This is a genomic window from Bdellovibrio sp. KM01, assembly GCF_013752535.1.
Lineage (GTDB): Bacteria > Bdellovibrionota > Bdellovibrionia > Bdellovibrionales > Bdellovibrionaceae > Bdellovibrio.
In genome coordinates, this window is the sequence record NZ_CP058348.1 from 2,212,673 (window position 1) to 2,237,159 (window position 24,487).

At 46.1% G+C, this 24,487-nt stretch carries 27 protein-coding genes; 13 read left to right on the plus strand and 14 right to left on the minus strand.

Annotation, left to right across the window (positions count from 1 at the left end):
* Positions 1 to 139 precede the first annotated feature (139 nt).
* Together HW988_RS10795 and HW988_RS10800 are read left to right on the plus strand one after the other, a co-directional pair.
* Complete coding sequence (locus HW988_RS10795; protein WP_181604285.1) at positions 140 to 1,666, plus strand: MFS transporter; 1,527 nt, start codon at positions 140 to 142, stop codon at positions 1,664 to 1,666.
* Between the two features lie 125 nt (positions 1,667 to 1,791).
* The gene (locus tag HW988_RS10800; protein ID WP_181604286.1) at positions 1,792 to 2,763 is read left to right on the plus strand and encodes a universal stress protein; all 972 of its coding nucleotides are present in this window, start codon (positions 1,792 to 1,794) and stop codon (positions 2,761 to 2,763) included.
* Between the two features lie 77 nt (positions 2,764 to 2,840).
* Here HW988_RS10800 and HW988_RS10805 read toward each other — a convergent pair whose 3' ends face one another.
* Positions 2,841 to 3,332 (minus strand): helix-turn-helix transcriptional regulator, encoded by a 492-nt coding sequence (locus HW988_RS10805; protein WP_181604287.1) that lies wholly within the window; start codon positions 3,330 to 3,332, stop codon positions 2,841 to 2,843.
* A gap of 498 nt (positions 3,333 to 3,830) precedes the next feature.
* Here HW988_RS10805 and HW988_RS10810 point away from each other — a divergent pair, with 498 nt between their 5' ends.
* From HW988_RS10810 to HW988_RS10820, 3 genes are all read left to right on the plus strand, one after another.
* Positions 3,831 to 4,457 (plus strand): TetR/AcrR family transcriptional regulator, encoded by a 627-nt coding sequence (locus HW988_RS10810; RefSeq protein WP_181604288.1) that lies wholly within the window; start codon positions 3,831 to 3,833, stop codon positions 4,455 to 4,457.
* A gap of 74 nt (positions 4,458 to 4,531) precedes the next feature.
* A complete protein-coding gene (locus HW988_RS10815; protein ID WP_220128859.1) occupies positions 4,532 to 5,725 on the plus strand; it encodes a voltage-gated chloride channel family protein in 1,194 nt (397 codons plus the stop codon).
* Complete coding sequence (locus HW988_RS10820) at positions 5,709 to 6,707, plus strand: nitronate monooxygenase family protein (protein WP_181604289.1); 999 nt, start codon at positions 5,709 to 5,711, stop codon at positions 6,705 to 6,707. Before HW988_RS10815 ends, HW988_RS10820 begins: the two co-directional genes overlap by 17 nt.
* 63 nt (positions 6,708 to 6,770) lie before the next feature.
* Here HW988_RS10820 and HW988_RS10825 read toward each other — a convergent pair whose 3' ends face one another.
* The 5 genes from HW988_RS10825 to HW988_RS10845 form a co-directional block, all read right to left on the minus strand.
* A complete protein-coding gene (locus tag HW988_RS10825; RefSeq protein ID WP_220128726.1) occupies positions 6,771 to 7,205 on the minus strand; it encodes a GNAT family N-acetyltransferase in 435 nt (144 codons plus the stop codon).
* 22 nt (positions 7,206 to 7,227) lie between these two features.
* On the minus strand, positions 7,228 to 7,710 hold the full coding sequence (locus HW988_RS10830) for a DUF4442 domain-containing protein (protein WP_181604290.1): 483 nt from the start codon (positions 7,708 to 7,710) through the stop codon (positions 7,228 to 7,230).
* Between the two features lie 440 nt (positions 7,711 to 8,150).
* Positions 8,151 to 8,537 carry a DUF1634 domain-containing protein gene (locus HW988_RS10835; RefSeq protein ID WP_181604291.1) on the minus strand — a complete coding sequence of 129 codons (387 nt, stop codon included), beginning with the start codon at positions 8,535 to 8,537 and terminating at the stop codon, positions 8,151 to 8,153.
* Positions 8,537 to 9,349 carry a sulfite exporter TauE/SafE family protein gene (locus tag HW988_RS10840; RefSeq protein ID WP_181604292.1) on the minus strand — a complete coding sequence of 271 codons (813 nt, stop codon included), beginning with the start codon at positions 9,347 to 9,349 and terminating at the stop codon, positions 8,537 to 8,539. Before HW988_RS10840 ends, HW988_RS10835 begins: the two co-directional genes overlap by 1 nt.
* A 15-nt stretch (positions 9,350 to 9,364) precedes the next feature.
* Complete coding sequence (locus HW988_RS10845) at positions 9,365 to 9,757, minus strand: hypothetical protein (RefSeq protein WP_181604293.1); 393 nt, start codon at positions 9,755 to 9,757, stop codon at positions 9,365 to 9,367.
* Between the two features lie 52 nt (positions 9,758 to 9,809).
* Here HW988_RS10845 and HW988_RS10850 point away from each other — a divergent pair, with 52 nt between their 5' ends.
* A complete protein-coding gene (locus tag HW988_RS10850) occupies positions 9,810 to 11,048 on the plus strand; it encodes an MFS transporter (protein ID WP_181604294.1) in 1,239 nt (412 codons plus the stop codon).
* Here the strand turns inward: HW988_RS10850 and arfB are convergent.
* On the minus strand, positions 11,045 to 11,449 hold the full coding sequence (gene arfB, locus HW988_RS10855) for an alternative ribosome rescue aminoacyl-tRNA hydrolase ArfB (protein WP_255489948.1): 405 nt from the start codon (positions 11,447 to 11,449) through the stop codon (positions 11,045 to 11,047). The genes HW988_RS10850 and arfB overlap by 4 nt on opposite strands.
* Positions 11,449 to 11,925: an OsmC family protein gene (locus HW988_RS10860; RefSeq protein WP_181604295.1), complete on the minus strand. Its 477-nt coding sequence runs from the start codon at positions 11,923 to 11,925 to the stop codon at positions 11,449 to 11,451. Before HW988_RS10860 ends, arfB begins: the two co-directional genes overlap by 1 nt.
* Positions 11,926 to 12,033: 108 nt before the next feature.
* Here HW988_RS10860 and HW988_RS10865 point away from each other — a divergent pair, with 108 nt between their 5' ends.
* The 3 genes from HW988_RS10865 to HW988_RS10875 all read left to right on the plus strand — a co-directional run bounded on the left by HW988_RS10865 (position 12,034) and on the right by HW988_RS10875 (position 15,397).
* Positions 12,034 to 13,617, plus strand: a complete 1,584-nt coding sequence (locus HW988_RS10865; RefSeq protein ID WP_181604296.1) for an Rnase Y domain-containing protein — start codon at positions 12,034 to 12,036, stop codon at positions 13,615 to 13,617.
* 170 nt (positions 13,618 to 13,787) lie between these two features.
* On the plus strand, positions 13,788 to 14,225 hold the full coding sequence (locus HW988_RS10870) for a response regulator (protein WP_142700529.1): 438 nt from the start codon (positions 13,788 to 13,790) through the stop codon (positions 14,223 to 14,225).
* A 143-nt stretch (positions 14,226 to 14,368) separates the two neighbouring features.
* Positions 14,369 to 15,397, plus strand: a complete 1,029-nt coding sequence (locus tag HW988_RS10875) for a hemolysin family protein (RefSeq protein ID WP_181604297.1) — start codon at positions 14,369 to 14,371, stop codon at positions 15,395 to 15,397.
* A 19-nt stretch (positions 15,398 to 15,416) separates the two neighbouring features.
* Here HW988_RS10875 and HW988_RS10880 read toward each other — a convergent pair whose 3' ends face one another.
* Entirely contained in the window at positions 15,417 to 15,953 is a 537-nt protein-coding gene (locus HW988_RS10880) for a hypothetical protein (protein ID WP_181604298.1), read from the minus strand.
* Between the two features lie 223 nt (positions 15,954 to 16,176).
* Between HW988_RS10880 and HW988_RS10885 the strand changes: the two genes are divergently transcribed.
* Together HW988_RS10885 and HW988_RS10890 are read left to right on the plus strand one after the other, a co-directional pair.
* On the plus strand, positions 16,177 to 16,485 hold the full coding sequence (locus HW988_RS10885) for a hypothetical protein (RefSeq protein WP_181604299.1): 309 nt from the start codon (positions 16,177 to 16,179) through the stop codon (positions 16,483 to 16,485).
* A 119-nt stretch (positions 16,486 to 16,604) separates the two neighbouring features.
* Entirely contained in the window at positions 16,605 to 17,108 is a 504-nt protein-coding gene (locus HW988_RS10890; RefSeq protein ID WP_181604300.1) for a hypothetical protein, read from the plus strand.
* A 55-nt stretch (positions 17,109 to 17,163) separates the two neighbouring features.
* Here the strand turns inward: HW988_RS10890 and HW988_RS10895 are convergent, their stop codons facing one another.
* Both HW988_RS10895 and HW988_RS10900 read right to left on the minus strand, forming a co-directional pair.
* On the minus strand, positions 17,164 to 17,712 hold the full coding sequence (locus HW988_RS10895; protein WP_181604301.1) for a hypothetical protein: 549 nt from the start codon (positions 17,710 to 17,712) through the stop codon (positions 17,164 to 17,166).
* Between the two features lie 37 nt (positions 17,713 to 17,749).
* On the minus strand, positions 17,750 to 18,055 hold the full coding sequence (locus tag HW988_RS10900) for a hypothetical protein (RefSeq protein WP_181604302.1): 306 nt from the start codon (positions 18,053 to 18,055) through the stop codon (positions 17,750 to 17,752).
* A gap of 215 nt (positions 18,056 to 18,270) precedes the next feature.
* Here HW988_RS10900 and HW988_RS10905 point away from each other — a divergent pair, with 215 nt between their 5' ends.
* Positions 18,271 to 19,170 carry a TIGR02147 family protein gene (locus HW988_RS10905; RefSeq protein ID WP_181604303.1) on the plus strand — a complete coding sequence of 300 codons (900 nt, stop codon included), beginning with the start codon at positions 18,271 to 18,273 and terminating at the stop codon, positions 19,168 to 19,170.
* Positions 19,167 to 20,207, plus strand: coding sequence for a hypothetical protein (locus HW988_RS10910; RefSeq protein ID WP_181604304.1), 1,041 nt, complete (start codon positions 19,167 to 19,169; stop codon positions 20,205 to 20,207). The genes HW988_RS10905 and HW988_RS10910 overlap by 4 nt, the downstream gene beginning before the upstream one ends.
* Positions 20,208 to 20,293: 86 nt before the next feature.
* Here HW988_RS10910 and HW988_RS10915 read toward each other — a convergent pair whose 3' ends face one another.
* The 3 genes from HW988_RS10915 to mutM form a co-directional block, all read right to left on the minus strand.
* Entirely contained in the window at positions 20,294 to 22,747 is a 2,454-nt protein-coding gene (locus tag HW988_RS10915) for an acyl-CoA dehydrogenase (protein WP_181604305.1), read from the minus strand.
* Positions 22,748 to 23,284: 537 nt separating this feature from the next.
* Positions 23,285 to 23,506, minus strand: a complete 222-nt coding sequence (locus HW988_RS10920) for an acylneuraminate cytidylyltransferase (protein ID WP_181604306.1) — start codon at positions 23,504 to 23,506, stop codon at positions 23,285 to 23,287.
* A 120-nt stretch (positions 23,507 to 23,626) separates the two neighbouring features.
* On the minus strand, positions 23,627 to 24,445 hold the full coding sequence (gene mutM, locus HW988_RS10925; RefSeq protein WP_181604307.1) for a bifunctional DNA-formamidopyrimidine glycosylase/DNA-(apurinic or apyrimidinic site) lyase: 819 nt from the start codon (positions 24,443 to 24,445) through the stop codon (positions 23,627 to 23,629).
* Between the last annotated feature and the right edge of the window lie 42 nt (positions 24,446 to 24,487).

Consider the following 24,487-nt stretch of genomic DNA (forward strand, 5'->3'; position numbering starts at 1 on the left):
TGCGCTGAATTTATAGCCATCTGAGAGCCAAAAAGGTGAAAACCTAAAGATTGTTAAGCGATTATCCCACCTCACCCGATTGCATATTCTATATTTATCGCTTACCTTCAGCTCGCAAATTTACATTTGGAGGCTTTCCATGGCTTTAGCTCTCGTGGGACTGTGTCTTGCTGCGGTAATTTTTTTATACTTCAGCAACAATCCGTTGAATCATTCACGCAAATTTATGATTCGTCGCTTCGTTAACTGGTTCCCATTGGGCATGTCCTATGCCTTCTTGTACATGGGCCGTTACAACCTGAACGTCTCCAAAAACGCCTTGGGCGACATGATGACGAAAGAACAGTTCGGGATCATCTTCGCTGCCGGGACCATCACTTACGGTCTTTCTTTCCTGATCAACGGTCCGATCGTCGATAAAATTGGCGGTAAAAAAGGGATCATCATCGCCACACTGGGTTCATCGATCATGAACTTACTTATGGGTGGAGCGACTTATCTTTACCTCATGGGTCGTTTGAAAACAAACATGGTTGTGGCTTTCTCCATCCTGTTTGCATTGAACATGTTCTTTCAATCTTACGGTGCGGTTTCCATCATCAAGGTAAAAGCTTATTGGTTCCACGTTCGTGAGCGCGGTGTCTTCGGGGCGATCTTTGGTACTTTGATTTCTTTCGGTGTGTACTTCGCATTCGACTGGGGTCAAGCGATCGTCGAAGCTTCCAAACTTCACATCGAAGGCCAAATGACAGCCTTCCAATCCTTTATCCAACATATCTTCGCGATCGATACAGGAACGACGAATGCCACATGGTTGGTGTTCACGATCCCGGCCTTCCTATTGATCTGCTGGGCCTTGATCGACATGGTTCTTCTGAAAGACTCCCCTAAAGAAGCTAACTTCGGCGACTTCGATACAGCCGACGCTTCTTCTGATGACGACGAAAACATTAAAATCACAATGGGCTTGGTACTTAAAAAAGTTTTCTCGAACCCCATCATGTACACGATCGCCCTCGTGGACTTCACTTCCGGCGTTCTTCGTAATGGTATCATGCAGTGGTATCTGGTTTTCGCGCACGAAATGAAAGCTACTGATGAGGCTTTCTATAATGCTTCAGAATTCTTCATTAAGAACTGGGGCTTGCTTCTGTGCTTAACAGGGATCATCGGTGGCTTTATGGCCGGAATGATGTCGGACCGCTTCTTCCAATCCCGCCGTGGGCCACCAGCAGCGATTAACAACGTGATCATGATCTTCCTTTTGATCTTGATGTCTATCTTCCTAACGAAAGAACCAAACATCGTGGGTGGTTGTGCGATCTTGATGACTCTTGCAGTTATCGGCGTTCACTCTTTAATGTCTGGTACAGCAGCTGCTGACTTCGGTGGTAAGAAAATGACGGCGACAGCTTCTGGTATCGTGGATGGTTGCGTGTACCTGGGTTCAGGTATCCAATCATTGGCGATCGGTTACTTGTCTGCGAAAAGCTGGCACTATTGGCCATTGTTCCTTCTGCCGTTCTCTTTCTTGGGCTTGTACCTGTCTCTTCGCATGTGGAATGAACTTCCGGAAGCGACTAAAAAGTACATCCTGAAACAAGAGCAGGAAGCTGCTAAAGAACAGGGAAAGACTTTAGGTAGCGAATCCCCAGCTACCAACTAAAACAAAATCCAGGCTCACTTCGGTGGGCCTTTTTTGTATCCTCACACAAAGATCTTCGCTGGTCTTGCCGTCCCCCTACCTTATCGTGCGCAATGAAAGGGTCTAACTTGCGCTGGGAGGCCGGAATGAGAATCATCTGGGCTATGGATGCCTTTGAAGACAATAAAGAGCTCAATCAAAAAATGGCTTCATATCTAAGCCGCCTGCATGAAAGCACCGGCGCAGATATAGAACCCGTCTACCTTCTTCGAGAAAACGAAATCGTGCTCCCTAGCTATGAAGTTCCGACGTGGGTCACAGACCACTCGCGGACAGCGGAAGCCTTGTTCAAAGAAGTCCTGGGTGATTATGACTTAAGCTTCTTGCTTGAGCCCAAAGTAATCCCCCATGCCTCCCAATCTCACGCTGGCGCCGCAGAAACACTCTCAAACTATGCAGACCGCACCCACGCTGATCTCATCGTGGTGGGCAGCCATGGACGCCAGGGATTCCAACGCTTCCTCTTGGGAAGTTTTGCGGAAAGTCTGCTTTTAGAATCAGATGTCCCGGTTTTTGTGATCGGTGCACACACCACACAAAAGCCGATTTCAAATATCCTGTTCCCCACAGAATTCGGTGATCACTCCAAAGAAAACTATCGCCATGTTTTGGATCTGGCTAAAAAGTTTAATGCCGAAGTGACTTTGTTTCACTGCATTGCCCGACCCATTGAAAGTCTGTTTGAAATGGACACGCGCCCACGCGTTTATAACTTTAAAGGCAAGATGCTGACCCTTGAACAAATCGTCGAGCAACAAATTGAACACCAATCCCAACGTGCCGAACGCTGGATAACTTGGGCTCGCAGCGAAGGCGTGGTCGCGCAATATCACATTGATAGCTCCTATAAGTCCGTAGACGAGGCGATCTTGGAAGCCATTCCTCAGCACGATGTTGGCTTGGTGGTGATGGAAGCACAGAGCGGGCCGTTAAGCTCGGCCATCCTAGGCAGCTTCACTCGCAACGTGGTTCGCCAGGCACAGTGTCCGGTGTATGTTCTGACTCGTCACTTTTACGATCATGTGGAGGATCGCTTTGGCGATGCCGCCGCACCTTAAATTTAATTTCAACATGAGAAATAAAAAAGGGCTCCTGAGGGAGCCCTTTTTGTTTTTAGAACCTTAAACATTAAACCTTAAGCGACACGCCCCTGAGTGGGGCGCATGGATGGTGGAAGTTTTTTATAAGCGTTGTTCAAATGAGTTTTCAAAGTCGCTTTCGAGATAAAAAGTTTGTCAGCGATTTGTTGGTTCGTCATTCCTGCAGTCACCATGCGCATAATGCGAATTTCACTTGGAGTCAGTCCTTTACTCACGAAGAACGCTTCTTGAGCGGCTTGTTTCTCGGCTTCGTTTTTAATTGGGTAAAGGAACGTCATCACGTTTTCACCGTCTTTTACCAACATCACGTCGACAAATTGACCTTCAACGTGCTGGCCTTTGTGAAGCTTCATTCCATCTTGGATCGGCGAAGTCTCTTCGACCTGCTTCATCATCTCTGCACACGCGGTATTTCCGCAAACACCCGGGGCCTTGGAGCCACAAGCCTTCTGCGAAGCTTCGTTCTGAAAAAGAACTTCATTTTTACTATTGCGGATACAAATACTGAGTTTATCACCTGTGCACATTTACAGATCCTCCGTCCAACTAAGTATATTATGTCATTTACCGCCGAAAACCGAGGATGATCTCGATCATGTTTTCCTGAACTTTCTTAAATGTGAGGCCGAAGGTCGATTGCGCAATGACTAGGCATGTCGAACGAGAGGGTTTCATATTGCAAACTCACAGGAGTCCGTTTGATTTATTGCTAAAATGTAAGAAGGATCCTAAGGATTCTCCTCTGGAATTTCGTGGAAATCGTGAAACTTATGTGCGGTTAATCCGTAAATATTTCGGAAAATCGTCGTTTTTGGGGTGGATTTATTGCGTCCATGTAATAAACGAGCCGCAATTTAATGCTGTATCAGAATAAGCCAATGGTTCAGAAAAAATTCTCGCATGTACCCCATGCCGACTCCTCGGTACTGCTAATTGATACTTGAACTACTGGTATTGAATATTGACCCACTCTGACCGAATATGAACCTGAGCCAAGTTAATAAAACCTCAGACAAGGAGGAAGTATGGGTGCCAGTCCAGTAAGCCACTCGAATCCGGATAAAAAGTATATGTTGAAAATTCCGGTGCAAAAACGCTCAAAAGAAACAGTGGCGAGCATTGTTGAATCCTGTGCGCGACTTTTAGTACAGGAACCCTATCACGCAATCACTACGGATAAGATTGCGGAGATGGCCGGTGTAAGTATCGGTTCGTTATATCAATTCTTTGCAAACAAAGAAGCCATCGTTGCGGCGGTTATCGACGATCTTCTGCAAAAAGACTTGGTGTATATTGAAGAGAACTTAGCAAAACTAACGACACATGACTTGGATACTAAAATCCATGCATTTATTGATATCGGTTTTGCGCGTTTCCATGACAATCGCCCTCTAAGAACAGCCCTTCAAGGCGTTCAAGGAATGCTCGATTATTGGGAAACTCGCCGCGTGTTCTTTGAACACTATCAAAAAGCCGTGTTAGCGCATATGCCGCAAATCCCAGGGCGTGATCGCGAGATGATTGCACTGTTCATCGTGAGCAGCTTCAACAACATTCTGCAATTAAGTCTTTTGGGACCACAATCTCCAGAAAGAGAAAACGAGATCAAAAAAGAAGTGTTCATTTTGATCAATCGTTATCTAAAACCTTAGTCATCAGAAAAACCTTGTGACTTTATAAATCCTCCTCGTATGCTGAATGTATCGAGGGGGATTTTTTGTTTAAAGTGGCACTGCAATGGTTTGGATTGTCGTTAGTTATCGGTGCTCTGGCCGGAACTGCCTCTGCGGGATTCTTAGCCTCCCTTGATTTCGTCACTAAAACCCGTCTTGAATACCCTTCTCTGCTTTTCTTACTTCCTGTGGCAGGAATCTTGATCGCGTGGCTTTATAATCGTCACGGCAAAGAAGTCGCGGCGGGAACGGATTTGATTCTGGATGAGATTCACAGTCCAAAACAAGTCGTTCCTTTGCGCATGACTCCTTTAGTTCTGCTGGGAACTTTGATCACTCACCTTTTTGGTGGCTCTGCGGGACGTGAGGGTACGGCTGTGCAAATGGGCGCATCTTTATCGGATCAGCTGACGCATGTTTTTAAGTTCGAAGGACAGCCAAGAAAAATCTTATTGATGGCTGGAATCTCTGCCGGGTTTGCATCTGTATTTGGAACTCCTTTAGCGGGTGCGATTTTTGGTTTAGAAGTTTTGCGTGTCGGTCGCTTGCGATACGCCGCCTTGCTGCCCTGTTTTGCATCGGCAATTATTGCCGACCGAGTCACTTCTTTATGGGGCATTCATCACACTGTTTATAAAATATCAGAGGTCGCCCCCTTGGGAATGGCACCTTTGGGATATGCCGTTTTTGCGGGAATTGCATTTGGCCTGTGTGCTCGCCTGTTTTCGCAAAGCTTGCATCACATGGTTCGCCTTTTTAAACATGGCGTGAACAACCCCATGGTGCGATCTTTTGTGGGTGGGATCATTGTGATTGTTCTGGCGGCCTTGATGCAATCGGATCGTTATTTGGGATTGGGCGTGCCCGTCATCGTTGAAACTTTCAATCAACACGTTCCTGCCTATGATTTCGTATTAAAGATTTTATTTACAGCGGTAACATTGGGTTCTGGATTTAAAGGTGGCGAAGTTACGCCATTATTTTTCGTTGGTGCAACATTAGGCAATGCTTTGTCTTGGATTTTACCACTGCCAATGTCACTCTTAAGTGGAATGGGATTTGTTGGAGTCTTTGCCGGCGCAGCCAACACCCCTCTGGCTTGTACTGTGATGGCGATGGAACTTTTTGGCACTCAAGGCGCGGTCTTCTGCGCCATTGCTTGCATCGTTAGTTATCTCTGCTCGGGTCACAAAGGAATTTATCATTCGCAAAGAATTGGGGTAAAAAAGCATGTTGAAACAAATTAAAACTCCCTTTACCGAAATGATGGGAATTGACTTCCCAATCATCGCAGCACCCATGTTTTTAGTGAGTAATGCAGATATCGTCTCTGAAGCAAGTGAGGCTGGTGGTATCGGTACATTCCCCGCTTTGAACTATCGCCCCCTGGAAAACTATGCGGCGGCTTTGAAAGAAATGCGCGAAAAAACCAAAAAACCAATTGGGATCAACATCATCGTTAATAAATCCAACACGCGTCAGAATGACGATTTGAAGATCGCGCTGGATCATGGCGTGAATCTTTTCATCACGTCTTTGGGAAACCCAAAAACAGTGATTCAAGAAGCCCACAAAAATGGCGCGAAGGTTTTCTGTGACGTGACGAATCTGGATCACGCTTTGAAAGTTCAAGACCTGGGTGCGGATGGCGTGATCGCAGTGGGCGCTGGCGCCGGTGGCCATGCGGGTCCGATATCTCCTCTGGTATTGATTCCTTGGCTTAAAACTCGCTTGAATATTCCTATCATCGCAGCCGGCGGCATTTCTCATGGCTCAATGATGGCTGCTTGTCTCGCATTGGGTGCTTCTGGTGTCAGCGTAGGAACGCGCTTTATCGCAAGTAAAGAAGCCAACGTCGATCAAGCTTACAAAGACGCGATCATCAAATCCACCCCGGAAGACATCGTGATGACGACCCGAGTGTCTGGCACACCTGCTGCCGTGATCAACACACCTTATGTGCAAAAAATGGGTACGGACTTACCTTGGGCCATGAAAGTTTTAAAAGATCACAAACTTACTAAGAAATATATGGTTCCGTTGATTCACTTGATGGGTATGAAGTCTTTAGAAGAGGCTGCCGTGAAACCAACTTGGAAAACAGTTTGGACAGCAGGACAATCTGTGGGCTTGGTCGAAGAAATTCTGACTGTGCGTGAAATCTATAAAAAACTGATTTCTGAATACGAAGAAAGCGTGAACAACTTAAATCAACTCGGCATCAAATAGGTGCCAGGTCCTGTTTCTTGGCTCAACCTGTTATAAAAAGGCACAAAACCAGTGCCTTTTGCATTATAAGCTTTTGCGCATTTTCTTATGGGGAAGTCCTACCTCCCCGAACGTTTCACCGACGACCTCATAGCCAAGTTTCAAATAAAACGGAACGGCTGTTTCGCGAGCATTCAATTCGATCTCTTTATATCCCAGCTCTCGGGCCTTGGCTTCGGAGGCTTCAACCAGAATTCTGCCAACACCGGTGCCTTGAGCATGCGGATCTACAGCCACTTGGCGCATCTTCACAACCGTGTCGCTGACTTTTCTTAAAAGCAGACATCCGAACAAAGCTTTGCCGCGAAAGGCGCCCAAATGAACGTCGTCTTTCTCGGCACGCAGGTCTTCCTGGGAAAATTGAAGTCCCAAAGGCTTTCGCAAAACTTCATGTCTTAGATTAACTTCCAGCTGGTATTCACTGGAAGCATGTTTGATTTCTTTAACTTCTATACCCACAAGAAAAACCTCAGAAATCAGTTTAAGACTTCAGCGATCTGTTACGAACAGACAAAGTCAGCTCGTACGTCATAACCGGCTCTTGGCTTTTGCTTGGAACAATCGCATAGCCTTTCATTTTTCTTTCCAGACGTTCTGGATTTTTCTTAGCCTCTTCGATCAAAGATTTTACCGCTTCCACTTCATCACAGATAAAGTGAACATCGCCGTCCGCGCGCTTTCTATACTGAGCCGTGAAATCCTTAAAAATGAAATCGATCTTTTGCTTGCTTTCGGCGATCACCTGCACCGCAGGGGCTGCGATGGAAAGTTCTGCCCCGACACCCAAGGCTCCAAAGTACATCGAGTTCAGATGATTTTTGGTGCGATAGCCCAATGGAATTTTGATCACGAACTTCTTGTCCGTCATCTCGACCACTTTCGGGCCGATAAAAACCAACAGAGGAATTTTAAAAAGACCGTAGGCTGCTAAGAAGGCATTGAATTTGAAAATTTTTGTATTCATGCCCTTTATCTTAAGACTCGAGGCCAGAGAAGGGCCAGCACTTTTCACTGGGGACTGACTATTTTGACATTTTCCACTCAGAGGGAGACAATATCTTTAGACAGACAGCTCCCATGGGAAGCGGATCCCTCAGTTCTCATTCCCTCTGAACACACTTCCCCTTTACGGAGCTGATCTCATAGACCCCCGATTCAAGTTCGCTCAAGGAAGAACTTTTGCAACCGGGGGCTTCCTTTTTCTCCCCTCACTCCGATGCGGCCCCGAGTGAGAGGTACTTGCAAATATCGACACGCCATCCGGGCTCACCGTCGCCGCCTTTGGCGGTTCGCGCATCCATGCGCCGACGGAGGTCGACTTTTGCAAGTACCTCTCCCTCGGGGCTTCGTAGTGGGGTTCGAAACTGGCGTGCCGAAGGTTCAGCGTAGATTTTTGGTTTTAGTTTATAGGTCTATGCCTAAAAAGAATGAAGCTACCAAGCAGGTGAATACGGCGAAGGCCATTATGGCTAAGACTCTATCTTTTTGTTTTACGAAAAGGATGCCGGTTAGAAATACTCGGGTGATTGGCAGAAGTACCAGAACTACCAGGCCTGAGATTGAAACTATTAAAGGGCGGTCATGCATTACCACAGCCCAGTGGATGGTTTCCACAAGGGATCTGGATTCGTAATTTTGGAAATCACTAAGGGTGTCGCCAGAGTTATAGAGTTGCCATAGCCAGCCGATTAATAACAGCATGCCGGCGATGTAGACACCACTTCTTAGCATTTTGCTAATTTTAAGCTCTAGATCGTGGAGGGCTTGATCTTGTTTTGGTTCTGCGCCCATTACTTGAGCCCTTTCATAATCATTTGTACCGAGACGATCGAGAGAACTACGACGAAGATCTTCCGAATGATTCCTGCTGGCATTTTTACCATGGCTTTAGCGCCGGCCATCGAACCGATAATGATACCAACAGCTACAGGTGCGGCGATTTCAGGTCGCACATCACCTTTTAATAGATAAGCTCCCGCACTTGCTGAAGCGGTTACGCCGATCATGAAATTTGAAGTCGCTGAAGAAACTTTGATGGGCAGTTTCATAGCGCCGTCCATTGCTAAGACTTTGAAAATGCCGCTACCAATACCAAGCAATGCTGACAGTATTCCTGCGCCGAACATGGCAAACAAACCCAGAGGCACGTGTTCAACTTTGTAGGCCTTCCACTCGCCGCCCTCGGGGAAGCCCCCGTCGAGTCTCAATTTTTCTGCCCACGGATGGTTGTGGGCTGAATAGTGTTCGTGACGTTTTCTTAGCATCATAAGTGCTGAGAAAAATAAAAACGTACCGAAAAGTAAGAATAGAAACTGTGCCTTGATGTAGGTTGCCAGCAAGAAGCCCACAATGGCGCCACTGACGGTGCCGATTTCTAAAAACACGGCCAATCGTAAATTCGTCAGAGAGTCTTTAAGGTAACTGGCGGCAGCACCAGAAGAAGTTGCCACGATCGAGATCAGACTTGCAGCGATCGCGTAGCGAATATCGATGTGATAGACCAGAGTGAGAACAGGTACGATGATGATACCTCCCCCCAGGCCAAGGAGAGCTCCTAAGAAGCCCGCCCCGATTGCTGTGATTAGAAGAAGTATCTCGTACATAAAAAACCTAGAACCTTATTTTTTCGGACATTCGTATAATTTAACCAAGCGGGCACCAAAATAGGTTCCGCGTTTTTTCAACTCCCAAGGCGGGTATGGCAAATACACTGCCTCTGCGCATTGTCCTTTTTGCACAATCGCCCATTGACGGTCTTCCGAGGTGGCAGCAAACAATTCATTGGTTGTGTCATCTTTAATACTGATGGCAAAGGAAAAGACTTTTTCATTCAGCTCGCCACCAGCACGGGCAATCAAAGCCACCGGAAGCTCAACGCGTTCAACGTTGACGACTTCTCCGACGACAGTTTTCGAAAAGATCACGCTGTAGTTCGCCAGGACCCCCCAAACGATCGCGACCAAAAGAACAAAGCCCAAAATTGATTTCAGAATTTTACTTAGTGTTGCCATAGAGTTGGATTATCGGTTATTTTCCTATAACGTCAACCAAAAGGACCCCGCAGTGTTTTCCAAAAAAGAAAAAATCCTTCTCGGCATCTTAGCTTCCGTGCAATTCAGCTCCATCGTGGATTTCATGATCATGATGCCTTTGGGACCACAATTGATGCGTCTTTTTGGAATCACTCCCCACCAGTTCGGACTCCTTGTGTCATCGTACAGTTTCTGTGCGGGGCTAAGTGGTTTCACTGCTTCATTCTTCATGGATAAGTTCGATCGCAAAAATCTTTTGCTGTTTTTCTTTGTCGGATTCTCGGTCGGCACAGTGGCGTGTGCGCTTTCTCCGACCTATGAACTTTTGCTTTTAGCCCGCGGACTAACAGGAGTCTTCGGCGGAGTTCTGAGTTCTCTGGTTCTTTCCATCGTCAGCGATGCCATTTCTTACGAGCGTCGTGGCTCCGCGATGGGGGTTATCATGACATCTTTTTCTGTGGCTTCCATTTTTGGCGTGCCATTTAGCTTATTCCTGGCAAATCAATTCTCGTGGCATGCACCCTTTTTCTTCTTAGGGATCGCTTCTTTGTTTTTATGTGTGGTTGCATACTTTGGCGTGCCATCAGTGAACAGTCACTTGGAACACCCTCGTGAAAAAGAAGCCGTTTATCAGGGTTTGGTGCGTATCTTTAAGAATCGCAATCAAATTCGCGCCTTGATCTTTATGGCTGCCGTTATCTTTGGTCACTTTGCAATCGTTCCCTATCTTTCACCCTCGATGGTGTCCAATGCCGGACTAACTGAGGCACAACTTCCCTTGATCTATATGATCGGCGGCTTGTTCACGATCTTCACCTCCCCTGCGATTGGTCGTATGTCGGATCGCTTTGGTAAGCACAAAGTTTTCTTGTATGGTGCGGGCCTTTGCACTCTGCCGATCTTTGCCATCACAAACCTGGGACCAAATCCTGCGTGGATTGTGCTGGCGATCACGTCGGTATTCTTTGTGGTTTCTGGTGGTCGTATGATTCCTGCCACAGCACTCGTTTCTGGAACTACCTCTGCGCAAAATCGTGGAAGCTTTATGAGTATAGTCAGTTGCGTGCAACAGCTGTCTTCGGCGGCGGCAAGCTACCTGGCGGGAATAATCATCGTGAAAAGCAATGCGGGTCGTTTGGAAAACTATGAAATCGTAGGTTACATGTCGATTGCAGTGACTTTGCTTGCGATCTATTTATCAAGAAGAATTCAAGCCACTGAAGGCCCCACTAAGACGCCTCAGGAGCCTATCGTTGCGGAAGCTCACTAGTAGAGCTTCTTACGACCTGCTTTAACTTCGGAATGACGTTTTTTCGAATCCAGACGTTTACGCACAGAACTGCGTGTGGGTTTTGTCGCCACTCGCTTCTTAGGAACAAATAAAGCTTTTTGCAACAAAGACTGCAGTCTTTTTAAGCAGGCCGAGCGATTTTGGTCTTGGTCACGGAATTCTTCACTGCGAATTAATATATCACCATCAACTGTCAGCTGCGACGCCAGTTTTTCCAGCAAACGTCCTTTGATATTTTCAGGCAGAGCTTGAGAGTCGCGTAAATTCCAACGCAAAATCGCTGCCGAATTGGTGCGATTCACGTTTTGCCCACCCGGCCCGCGCGAGCGCGCATAGGTGAAATCAAATTCATGATAAAATTGCGACACATCAATCAACATTACGTATGTGATTCCTTTTCATGTGGCGTGAAGTCTGCTTTGCCTTCATGGATTTTAGTTTCGTTTAAGAACACTTCAAATTCCACAGGAGATGTTGGACAAACCATTGCCGTTACACCACAGTACTTCGTCATCGACAGCACCACCGCTTTGGTTGCCTGTTCTGGCTTGATATTGCTGCCTTTGATTTGGTACTGAACGCGAACTAATTTGAAAATCGCAGGGTGGCCCTCCGTGGTTTCGGTTTGCGCATCAACATCGCAAGACTGAAGATCCAGTCGCATTTTTTGCAATATTGAAACCACGTCCATTCCCGAACAGGCACAGATACTTGCGAGCAATACTTCCTTTGGAGATGGACCTTGATCGCTTCCATCAGCAGGCTTTCCGTCCATAACGAACTTCATGCCACGTGACTCGGCCGCAAAACCCAATCCCTTACCAGTCCACTGCGTCTTTGTTTCCATCTGAGCCATATTTGCCTCCCTGCGCGTCAGTCTAGACTGAATAACACACGAAGTAAACCCTCTGAAAATTTGCGTTATTCACTTATGGGAAGTAAACTTGAAGGGTTAGGAGTATTTATGACTGCATTGATTGCTACAGCCCTCGTTGGAATTATCGCCGGTGGGATTTTGGGTTGGGCCTTGCACAAGTTGAATGTGAAACGCACACTTCGTCTGGCGCGTGAAGACGCCCAGGAAATTGTCGATGAAGCGAAGGAAGCAATCGAGCTCAAAGAGCTTGAGCAAAAAGAGCGCATTCAAGAAATCGAAATGGAAATGTGGACCAAAGTTGAACCTGACATGCTGAAGTCAGAAGGTCGCATTGAAGATTTGCAAGAGGTCGCAAACGAAAAGAAAGCCAAAGCGGATTCCATCGTTCAAGAAGAGAAAAAGAAACTTCAGGAACGCGAAGCCGACATAAAAGCCCAGGAACAGGTTTTACGTGGCCAGGAAGCCGAACTTACGAAAATCAAGGATGTCCAAAAAGCCTTGAATAGTGAATTCGTACAAAAGCTGACGGCAAAATTGGGAACTTCCGCGGAAGATTTCAAAACGGAACTAAAAGCTAAAATGGAAGACGAAGCTGTTCGTCGTGCTGCGCGCTTGGCGCAAGAACACGAAGAAGATGCGAAAGAACACGCGGAAACTCGTGCCAAACGCATCTTGGCTTTGGTGATCGACCGTTTTGCAAGACCGTACTGTGCTGAGCGCGGCATCGGTGCTGTGAACTTCCCGGATGCTCATGTGCGCAAATTATTTGTGGATCCTGCCGGAGCCAACATCAAAGCAGTTCAAGAGAGCTGCGGTTGCGACATCATCGTGGAGCAAGACATGGAAATGGTCGGCGTCGCCGGCTTTGACCCTGTACGCCGCGAACTGACTCGCAGAACTTTGGAAAGAATCTTTAAGGAAAAGAAAAGCATCACTCCTGAGTTCATCAAAAAAATTGCTGAGAATCAGAAAAAAGAACTTTTCAAAAACATCAAACACGATGGCGATGCCATGGCGAAAGAGCTTAAGCTTGAGGGCCTCAATGCGGAAATTCGTCAGATGATGGGTTCTTTACGCTATCGCTACTCTTTCACGCAAAACCAATACTTCCACTGCGGCGAAGTGGGTTGGCTTGCGGGATTGATGGCTGCAGAACTGGGGCTTGATATCAAGAAAGCTCGTCGTGTAGGCATGCTACATGACATCGGTAAATCCATGGACCATGTGATGGAAGGTGGACATGCCGTGATTGGTGCCGACTTTATCGCTGCCCGTGGTGAAGCGCCTGACGTCGTTCACGCAGTTAAAGCCCATCACTTTGATGAACAACCTTCAACAGATCACGCCTTTCTGGTTATCGCAGCCGATGCGGTTTCTGGAGCGCGTCCTGGTGCTCGTCGTTCAACGATTGAGTCTTACAATCAAAAAGTTTCTGAGCTTCAAGACATTGCTCGCAGCTTTCCTGGTGTCACTGACTGTTTCGTGTTGAGTGGTGGCCGTGAATGCCGCGTGCTTGTGAACGGTAAAAAAATCGACGATCTGCACGCATTAGATCTGTCCAAAAAAATTGCAGCTAAGATCGAAGAAGAGTGCAATTACCCTGGGCAAATCAAAGTCGTTGTGGTCCGCGAAACTGTGGTCAGTGAGCAAACGCGCAAAGAACTTGCGTAATTACTCAGCATTAAATTCACATATAATTAGCCTTTAGACTGTCGAAACACGAGTGCTTTCTGTGTTTCGACAGACCTTTTATTAAGATCCCGTCAGACAATCTCTTTTAGAAGATTCTCCGTTTTACATCGGTTCAAATAATCGAAGTAAGACAATTACAGGAGAGTTTTATGGTGCTAGATACCAGTTCATCGACATCACTAGAAAAGCAACGCATCCCTCGAGTTCTTGTCATCGACGACAGCTTGGACTCCGTAAAGTTGATGTCGCACATTTTAGATCACTATAAATGCGACGTTACGATGGCATTCGACGGTCAGGACGCCATTCCTCTTCTTGCTAGCAAACCCTATGACCTCGTGGTTCTAGATTGGCAAATGCCACAGATGGGTGGCCGCGATACACTTTTGTTAATGGATCGACTACTAACTGAGAAAAAGGTTAACAAGATCAAAAAAACCATTCCCGTTGTGATTTATACAGGCCACAGCGAGGAGGAATTAGATCTCCCTTTGGTGAGGAATTTCTCCTATTTGGGCTTCATCAACAAACGGCAGGCATTTAGCTCCATGATGCGCTCGTTTAACTTTATCCTCAAAAGTATCTAGCTAACACAATCTTGTTACAGGGTGCCCGAATTCATCTTTGATTCGGGCCTTTTTTTTGTTAATGTGAGCACCTATGAATCCTGACCCCTTACCCAAATCTCCAGTAGCTTCCCCTTTTACAACAAATAAACCAGGCGCAGTCCATGACTGAGTTTTTAGTCGTCATTCTCTGCCTCTTTATCAATATGCTTCTGTCCGGCGCTGAAATGGCCTTTGTGACGGTTCGCAAAGTCCAATTGCAAAAACTTGCCAATGATTCTCGCGCACGCTTGTTATTAAAACTAAAGGCAAGCCCCGAGCGCACACTTTCTGTGATCCAAATCGGTATCACGGTTGTGGGTGCGATCGCTGCTGCAGTCGGTGGTGCTGGCGCCGAGGAAGCGCTGTCTCCCCTTTATATTGAGAAGTTTAAGGTTTCTCCAAGCACCGCTGATGCTTTGTCGATTGTGACCGTGGTATTGCCACTTTCCTATTTAAGCGTTGTGGTGGGTGAACTTGTTCCCAAGACTTTGGCTTTGCGTAAGTCACTGACGATTTCATTAGTGTGTGCGCGGGCTCTTTATTACGGTGAAAAAGTCCTTTCTCCATTTGTCTTCATTTTGGAGAAATCGACTCACTGGATTTTAAAGCTTTTCTCTTTTGGTCAGGTCCACGATGCCACTCATGGTGAGCACGATTTTGAGATCGAAGATCTGCCTCATCAAACCAAACAATACGTCATGAATCTGGTCAGCGCGGATAAGCTCCTGGCCCGCGATATTATGGTGCCTTGGCAGGAAGTTGTCTATGTTCGCAAAGACGATGCCATCGAAGACGTGGAAACGATCATCGTGAATTCCGGTCATACGCGCATCCCAGTTATGCACGACAATGAAATCATCGGCCTGATTAACTCCAAAGAGTTCTTTACGGCTCGTAAATATAAGAATTTGGATTGGCAGACGTTGATTCGTCCGGTTCTTAAGTTTAAGGCTTTTGAGCCTGTGTTCCGTATTTTGCTACAAATGCAGCAGCAGAACTCGCACATGGCGATCATCTATGAACGTGCGAATCTAAATGGACTCGTTACGATGGAAAATATCTTTGAAGAAATCATTGGAGATATTTTTGATGAAGACGATGATGGCTTTGTGAAAAAGATTTTGGCAGCGAAGTCTCGCCGTCGTCCTTAATTATTTCTGCAATGGTCTGCTAGAACTCCAAGTTATCGACTTGAAGAGGCAGACCATAAACTTGCTCCTCGCCAGCGCCGCCCTCAAGGGCATTCCCCACGACCTCAATTTTTCCATTCATGGTTCCTGCGATATCCTCAGCAAACTCGATCCCACCGCATAGCATGGCGCAATCAGTGCCCACGTAAGTGTATTGATGACTTGCTGACTTTTTAATAGTCAGCCAATCACCCATACCAAGAGCAAGCAACTCGTCACCGACAACACTGCACTTATACTCGCCGCCTTTTAGAATTTTGTCGCGAATGGAGACGCGGATTTCGCGAATGCGGAAATCTTTTTTGGGATTTGACCACAGGAAACTTAGATTTCCGAGGTTGATGTATTTGGATTTGATGTTGTCCTGCTCTTGGCCATCGTTCCAGGCTTTGCAACTTTTGGAGGTAGAGGGCACAGCCCAGATATTCTGATTCGCTGTTATTTGCAGTTCTGCCTGAGAGACTGATGCTGACAATAGCAGCCCCGCAAAGATGGTCCCACCCTTTAATCCCAACACAGTAACCTCCGATGAAGCTCCAGCTTAAAAGCACTCTCCTCGCGGAGCTATCCACCTTGGTAAAATACAAAAACGACTGACTAGATTTTAGACAACTTAGCAAATTCCACAAGCGCTCCCTCTGCACCTTAGGAATGTTGCCCAATTAAACGAATAATCCACCAAATCAGGGCTGCCCGTGATATCTAGCTCTCACTCAAGAATCCCTTAGGAGACACTGAATATGAAATCCTTTGCAGCCATATTTTTACTTGTACCGACATTGGCCTTTGCTTCGAACGACAGAGATATAAAAATTTTCGAGGCTGTGTCTGATAAGCTCATGACTGAAGACGTCCAAACAGTGGTTGTTGAGGATGTAAATCCCCGGGGTTCTTGCCTGCCAGATGGCGCGTCCTTTATGGTTCAGATGCAAGTGCGCCAAATCGTGTGGGATGATATTCTTGAGAAGAACGTGAACCAATGGATCACTGTTAAATCTGTGAATGTTAACAGATATACAGGCGAAGTTATTCAAAACTGCAAACGCTAGTCGGAATGGTGCCCTTTGGGCACCACATTTAGGTTTCCTCGCAAAAATATAACCCCACATTATTTTTAAATCAGTTACCTTCCCCTTCATTGCAAACCACTTTTTACAAGGAGTCTTCAATGAAACAAATTATCCTTTTCGCAGCCGCTTTAATTATGACCTTTGTGGCTCACGCAAAAACTATCTCTCCCTCTGAGGAAAAAACAGATATTTCCTCCATCGATCAAACCATCCGCCTGGCTGAAACTCGTGATCGAGAAGGTACACTAAGAAAAGTTAATATCGTGATTACGGATCATGGACTTAGCACGGACGTAAGCCCGCGCTATTCAATTTATCTTGGCTACAGCAGCTCGGCTGAGATGGGCAATCTTTACGCCAGCTACAAAATCACGGACCAAGCTTACTCTGATGTTTCAGCTAAGAAACTTTCCCCTGGTATTTATGAAGTAAAATGGACTGAATACAGAGGCGAAGACGGCATGGTTAGCGTAACCCAAAAAATTGATGCCAATGCCGTTTATGCGACCGACAGAGTACAAAGAAAACAATGCGGCAATGACTTCTGTGATGGTCGAATTAAAGCCGATCTGACCGTGACAGAAACAGCAGTCAAACAGTAATCCATAAACCATGGTAATAAATAAAAAACCCCAGGCTCATCACCCGGGGTTTTTCTTATTTTATTAAAGCCGAGGCCGCCGGGCAGACACCTTCTTCAATTAACTTCTGCAGAACTTCGACATATTTTTTTCGCGCTGTTCGCTTAAAACTAAAATATCCATTTTCTGACAAAGATGATGATTGAAAGTAAAACTGACCGTCATTCGCCGCCACTAATTTTAGGCCTTTAACATCCCAAGAATAAGCGGTTGGACACAATAAAACCCCACAAGTGCTCGCTTGGTGCTTTTCTGGCACGCAAAGATCATAAACGGTTTTCGCGACAATGACAGGCTTTTGCGAAGGGCAAAGTCCGGCTTGAACTGCGGCGGAACCTGCATTTTGTGCATCCACCTTTCTCTCTCCCGAACCATTCCAATTGCTCGCCTCATAGATGGGTACGTTATAAGGAATTCCATCTTGATAGGATATTCCAAACAACAAATAAGAGCCGTACACCGAACGGACTTGGCAGGATTGAAATGGCGTTACAGTTTTTGCTGCTGCAACGTGCGCCAGCCCAAAAAGACCTGCGCATATCAGAAAATTCAGACTTTTCTTCATACGATTTTCAATTCTTTTGCAAGCAAAGCTACTAAGCTTACTCTGCACAAACTTCCATTTTGCGGCCTTCTTTATCAACGCTGATCGTTTTTTCAGTTGTCCACTTATAGACAATCTTTGTATTGATTGGATCCCAGCCGGCTTTCTTCACTTGAATCTCAACAATGTAAGATTCGCCATCTGGAAGACACGGATTTTGATCTTGGTTATTGGTTACGACTTTAATAACAGTTCTAGTGTCGTTTTCTTTGATTTCTTTGGCGATCTTTTCGATCGATACACCGGCTGCGAAAGTTGTGGAAGTCACTCCAAGAATTGCGATAAGTGCGATGACGGATTTCATATTATCTCCTGTTAAATATTTGGGACGATTTAGCTAACTGCTGACATCCGCATATCTACACGACTGTATTCTTACCTCGCAAGTTTCTACCCTACCTCCAACTCACTTGTCGTATTCTAAATTTGAATACAGTAATATTTACCGCTATTTAACTATAGTTTTACATTAGACTGTATTCCGTGGTGTATTCTTGCTGAATCCAAATTGGACACATAATGAATACACCTACTGCCAAACCTTCTATCTTATCTTACGTGGACTATCGCCTGTTTTTACAAGCGTGGTATGCCTATAACAAAGAACATAAAAGAGGTTTTTCTTACGGTACGTGGACTCTACAACTGGGCTTCAAAAGTCGCAATCACATCCGCTTGGTGATGATCGGCCAAAGAAATCTGGGCGCGGATTCGATCGCCGCAGTGGTTAAATCCTTATCTTTGCCTGCCAGCGAAGCTGAATACTTTGAACACTTGGTTCATTATGCGAACGCCACAAGCTTTGATACCAAAGACTATCACTTTCAACAGATCGTTCGCTTGAACAAGGGGCAATTGGGTTCACAGATTCGCGACGTTTATAAATTTCTATCCAATCCAAAAACTCCCCGCGTGCATCTACTTTTAAGTCTGAAAGACCTTAAGTGCACTGTTCCTTATATTGCTGAGACTTTGGATATGACACAAGCAGAAGCTCAAGACATCCTGAACAACATCCAAAGCTGTGGACTGGCCACTTATGATGAAGCCACAGGATTCTGGGTAGCATCAGAGAGTGATTTACAAATACCCAACCAACTGGGCAACCAAGCCATTCAGTCTTTTCACAATAAAAGCCTGGAAGAAGCACAAGCAGCAATTTCCAAAGATCCAACAGAGCGCCTATTGAGCGCACTGCTGATGACTTTGGATGAAAGCGAATACAAAGAACTGCAACAAGATGTTGAGCAGTTCCAAAACTTTTTAACCAAGAAATACAGTTCAAAAAAACTAGCGGGCTCACGAATCTTTCAAATAAACCTCAACGTGATTCCGACGAGCGCCCCCCTGCAGGAAAAAGCCACCCAGCCTCTTTTTGAACAAGCTGAAAATAAAATTACGATGGAGATTGAGTCATGAAGATCACCGCCCTATTAACCACTCTCTTTTTAGTCTCTTCTATGGGACAAGCCAACACGGTTCGCATCGGGAATGGCGGCGACACCCAAGCTGACCAGACTTTGACGGACCAGAACATCACGCATGCTATTTATCGTTCTGCCACTGAGGCTCAGCTCTTGATTCATGCTTGGCTGCGCAATCCCCCGTTTAATCTGCAGCTAAAAAAGAAACAGCCTTTGGATCTTTTGAATATCATTCGCACAACTCCGGTCGACATCATTGGTTACGATGGTTGTTCTGATGGCGTTAGCAAAAAAGATGCAGTCGCATATTCGCAACCTTCAAATCGTATTTGCGTAAGCTCGTTGCAACTAAAAAGCAAATTGAGCTCTGCAAACTATCGTCTGCAAATTTTAGCTTTGATGATGCATGAATATTCACATCTGATTGGATTTGATGAAGCGGCGGCCACAAACTTTCAACAATATATTTTACGATACATCGAGTTCGCTGGCTATCCGGTGACTCAGCCAGAAGGCATCGATGATTTTGTTTTATACAATCCTTATTCCATCTTTGAAGGAGTTTGGAGCAATAAACAGCGCCTGTCCGAAGACATAGCCGCCTACAGCAAAGACCTTCGCGAAAAAATCCAAAGCTATGCAACCTACACAACGGGCAACTACCCCTTGGTGCCACCCCAGATGAATCTGACGGGTGATATTTTATTACGCTTGAATTACTTGGATTTAGTGAACAAAGCGTATTGGAGACAACCTGGAGATGCCGAACTCCGCCAACGCTTGAAGTTTATGGCAGGACACGATGGTCAGGTCGACATGTCGATCTTTAACAATTCGGATATCAACCCGACTCTTATGGAATTTAGCCGAACAAATCTGACGGCACCGCGAGTACAGGATCAAAAGGAAGCCGACTTCAAAGCGTTCATTCTGCAAGTCGATCAACTGAAGGTCGAAATGGAAAAATACATGCTGAGTGTCTTAAAACCCACGCCGAAATTTAACTACTACCCGGCGCCACAGGCGAAATAATAAAAAAACCCCAGGTTCATCACCCGGGGTTTTTAGTTTTAAGTAGTCCGTACTGCGCCGCACCCCCAAAAGGTACGGCGTACCTTTTAAGGGATTACTTTGTTGGCGTGGTATTGCTCTTCGTTGTAATCATCTACCAGGATCGCGTCGTAGCGTACTTGATCTGCTTCCTTAAGAAGTTTTGCTTCTTCGGAAGTGATGATGTTTTTGTTCAGAGCTTCATCAACCAAAGTGTTTGTCTTCTGTTTTGGAAGAGCTTTGTCACGGATGGCTTTTTTGATTTTCTTTTCAGCAGCTTCGGCTCTTAAAGAAACGGAGAAAGCGTAATCCAAACGACCTACAGCTTGATCGCGTTCTTTAGGAAGGTAAATACCTTGAGTCAAACGATCGCGGATGCCGCCTTCTTTCATCATTTCTGATGCAATAGCATGAGTCCAACCGTCAGAGGCTTGGGAACCGATGGAGTTGATACGAGACCAAGCGCCGATCCAGCCTTTAAAGAACCAACGAGCACCTGGGATCTTTAAGTTATCAAAGATACCGTCGAAACCTTTTTGAATTTCAACCATGCACATTTTCAAGTTGTAGTGTGCAAATGCCAAGTCTTCTTCTTTGCGGCCTTCGGCTTCAAAACGGCGAAGGATAGCTGTCGCGATATACATGTGAGCCAAGATATCCGCGAAACGACCTGTGATTTTCTCTTTCATTTTCAAAGAACCACCCAATACACCCATTGCTACGTCTGATAGCAATGCGAATGTAGCAGAGGCCCAAGACATACGACGGAAGTAGACCTTCATTTGCGGATGGCAGTCTGGAGTGGCAGCCAAGTAACCGCGAGAGCAAGACAACAAGATCGCACGGCACGTGTTACGTACAATGTGACCAATGTGACCGAAGAACGCACGGTCGAAGCCTTTCAAATCATTAGCTTCGTAGGCTTTTACTTCAGCGTAAGCAAACGGATGGGCACGAAGAGCACCTTGACCAAAGATGATCAATGTACGAGTCATGATGTTTGCACCCTCAACCGTGATACCGATTGGAGTTGCGATATAGATTTCAGCTAGCACGTTACGGGGACCCAAAGAGATTCCAGCACCGCCCATGATATCCATGGCATCGATGATCACTTTACGACCCATTTCAGTCGCATAGTATTTTTGCATCGCCGTGATAACACCTGGCTTGATACCTTTATCCAAAGCACCCAAGCAATATTTTCTCATGGCTTCCAACGCGTAAGTTGAAGCACCGATACGAGCTAGAGGTTCTTCAACACCTTCGAATTTACCAATTGAAACACCGAATTGACGGCGAACCACTGCATGCGCAGAAGTCACGCGCATCGCAAGCTTCGTTCCACCTGTGGCTTGAGCTGGAAGAGAGATACCGCGACCCGCAGCCAAACACTCCATCAACATCATCCAACCGCGACCTGCACCACCAAGACCGCCAACGATAGCGTCTTCAGCAACGACCACAACGTCTTTACCTTGTGTTGGACAGTTATAGAATGGTGTGCCTAGTGGATCATGACGACGTCCCAAGACCACGCCTGGCGTATTCGAAGGGATCAAACCGCATGTGATACCAAGGTCCTCACCTTTACCCAAAAGATTTTCAGGGTCACGAAGACGGAACGCCAAACCGATAACAGAGGAGATCGCAGCCAGTGTGATCCAACGTTTATTCCAGTTCAGTTTAATTTTGATTTTGCCATCAGTGTCTTTGAAAAGAACACCCGAGGACGTGATCGCACCGGCATCAGAACCTGCATTTGGCTCTGTCAAACCGAAGCATGGAATTTCCAAGCCATCAGCCAAACGAGGCAACCAGTGTTTTTTCTGAGCATCAGTACCATAGTGAGCAAGAAGCTCTGCCGGACCCAATGAATTCGGAACCATCACTTGAATCGCAACTGCCAAAGAACGCGAAGAAAGCTTCATGATCACTTCAGAGTGGCAAAGTGCCGAGAAGCCAAGACCGCCGTACTCTTTCGGAACGATCATACCCAAGAATTTTTCTTTCTTGATGTAATCCCAAATCGCAGGTGGAATTTCTTTAGTTTTGTAGATCTCCCAGTGGTCGATCATTTTACAAAGAGTCTCAACCGGGCCTTCAACGAAAGCTTTTTCTTCCGCCGTCAAATCCGGATAAGATTCTTTCATCAAGTTAGAGAAGTTAGGCTTACCAGAGAAAAGATCTTTCTCGACCCACACCACACCCGCATCCAGTGCAGCTTTCTCGGTATCAGAAATTTTAGGAAGGAATTGAAACTTCTTAAAGATCGCAAACACACCTGAAGTAACAAGTGCCGTACGAATCGGCGGCACGTTGAAGATCACTGCCAAAACAGCACCCACAACAAACAACCACATCGGAGCCGCAAAACCCACCATGATGGCCGCTAACAAGATCGTCCACACGATCAAAGGACTTCCAAAGAAGCCAACAAACAACAGCGCCACAATCGAGCCCAAAACCCAAGCCCAAGTGCAGCACTCTAAGAAATACCCATAAACGCTGATTGAATCCACGATGATTCTCCTTATTAATGCTTACCCCATTAATTAGACGCCTCAATCGTGCACTAATCAAGCGCGATCCCACATTTACCCAACAAATACGAGGGCTTAAGTACTGTCAAAACTAGAGCCCCAATCCTAATTCCAAGTTTCCCTCACCCACCCCGGCCGGAGAAAAACCCGGCAAAATTCTCCCCACCCCAGCGGGGAAAGGGGCGCAGCCCCAACCGGGGCAAGGGGCTGAAAGCCCCACCAGCAGCGGCGCTAAGTCGCCAAAGGCGACAGCCAGCCAGAAACCCGCGGCGCCCGAAGGGCCAGCCAAAAAACAAACGGAAAGCTCGTAGAATTGTCCCAAACAAGAGGGTTGATCAAAAAGGTCCAGATGCAAGGCGGAGGGAGCGAACCGCAGCGCAGGCGTGCCCCGGGCACGTCGGAGCGAGGACCGCACCCGACAACGCAGCAGATGGGCCTTTTTCATCAACCCGTCTCGAAGGCAAAAAAAAAGCCACCCTAGGGTGGCTTTTTGAACTTAACTAATCTAGCAACTAATTACTTAGTTTCGCCAGCTGCTGGAGATGCTGCTGGAGTTGCAGTTGCATCAGCTGCTGGAGCCGCAGTAGCGTCAGCTGCTGGAGCTGCAGTACCGTCAGCTGGAGCTGTAGTAGTTGTAGTCTCAGTTGTAGTTGTAGTTTCAGCTGGTTGATTTTTAGAGCAAGTGAAACCAGTTGTGAAAGAAAGTGCTAGCAAAGCTGCGATAACGATAGCTTTCATTGTTGTGTCCCTTCGTAAATTTACAAACCCACCGAAATGGCGAATCTGTGTTTTTTGTTAATCTCGACTAAGGGCTAAGTTATACAAATTTATAATGCCTTAGCAATAAAATTTTAAAAATTATTTCTGGCAATGTCCGCACCAAAAAGTATTCCGACCGCCCATCACTTTCGATTTTATCTGTTGTTTGCATACAACACAGGGCTGCCCCGCACGATCATACACTTTGAAAGTGTTTTGAAAGTACCCGCTTTCGCCTGAAGTTTGGGCAAAATCACTGATCGAAGATCCGCCTTTTTTTATGCTCTCAGCAAGTATGCGACGAATCTCTTTTACGAGTAAATTTGCTCTCTCAAGAGAGAGTTTTTTCGCTGGCAAAGTGGGTTTAATTTTTGCGGCAAAAAGCGCTTCGCTCGCGTAAATGTTCCCCACCCCGACAACAACTTTTTGATCCATAATGGCGACCTTCAAAGCGATCTGTTTATTGCGTAAACTCTGCCACAAAGTTTCGCCTGTAAATTCAGCACTCAGCGGCTCAGGTCCCAAGATCTTCAACCTTGGATGCGCAGCAACATCATCTGCGGCCACAAAGTCGAAAATCCCAAACCGGCGCGGATCACGGTAAGCCAAACGCAAACCACCTGAAAAGTGCAAATAGATGTGATCATGCAACCGCTCATCACCCTTCTCCGCCACTCGCCAAGTCCCCGTCATTCCCAAATGTGAAAGCATCCCGCCCTTGTCGGTCCAAATCAAAAGATACTTTGCGCGACGTTCGACCTTGCGAACCTTCTGTCCAATCAAAGTTTTTAGTTTTTTAAGCGGAATAGGATCGCGCAAATCAGGACGCTTGAGTTCAATATCTAAAAGAGTCGGTTCTTTTTTAAGAATTTCTTCAAGCCCCTTACGGACGACTTCGACCTCTGGCAATTCAGGCATATGTGTACCTCGTGATTTCTGCTTTCTATCACTGCTTGCATT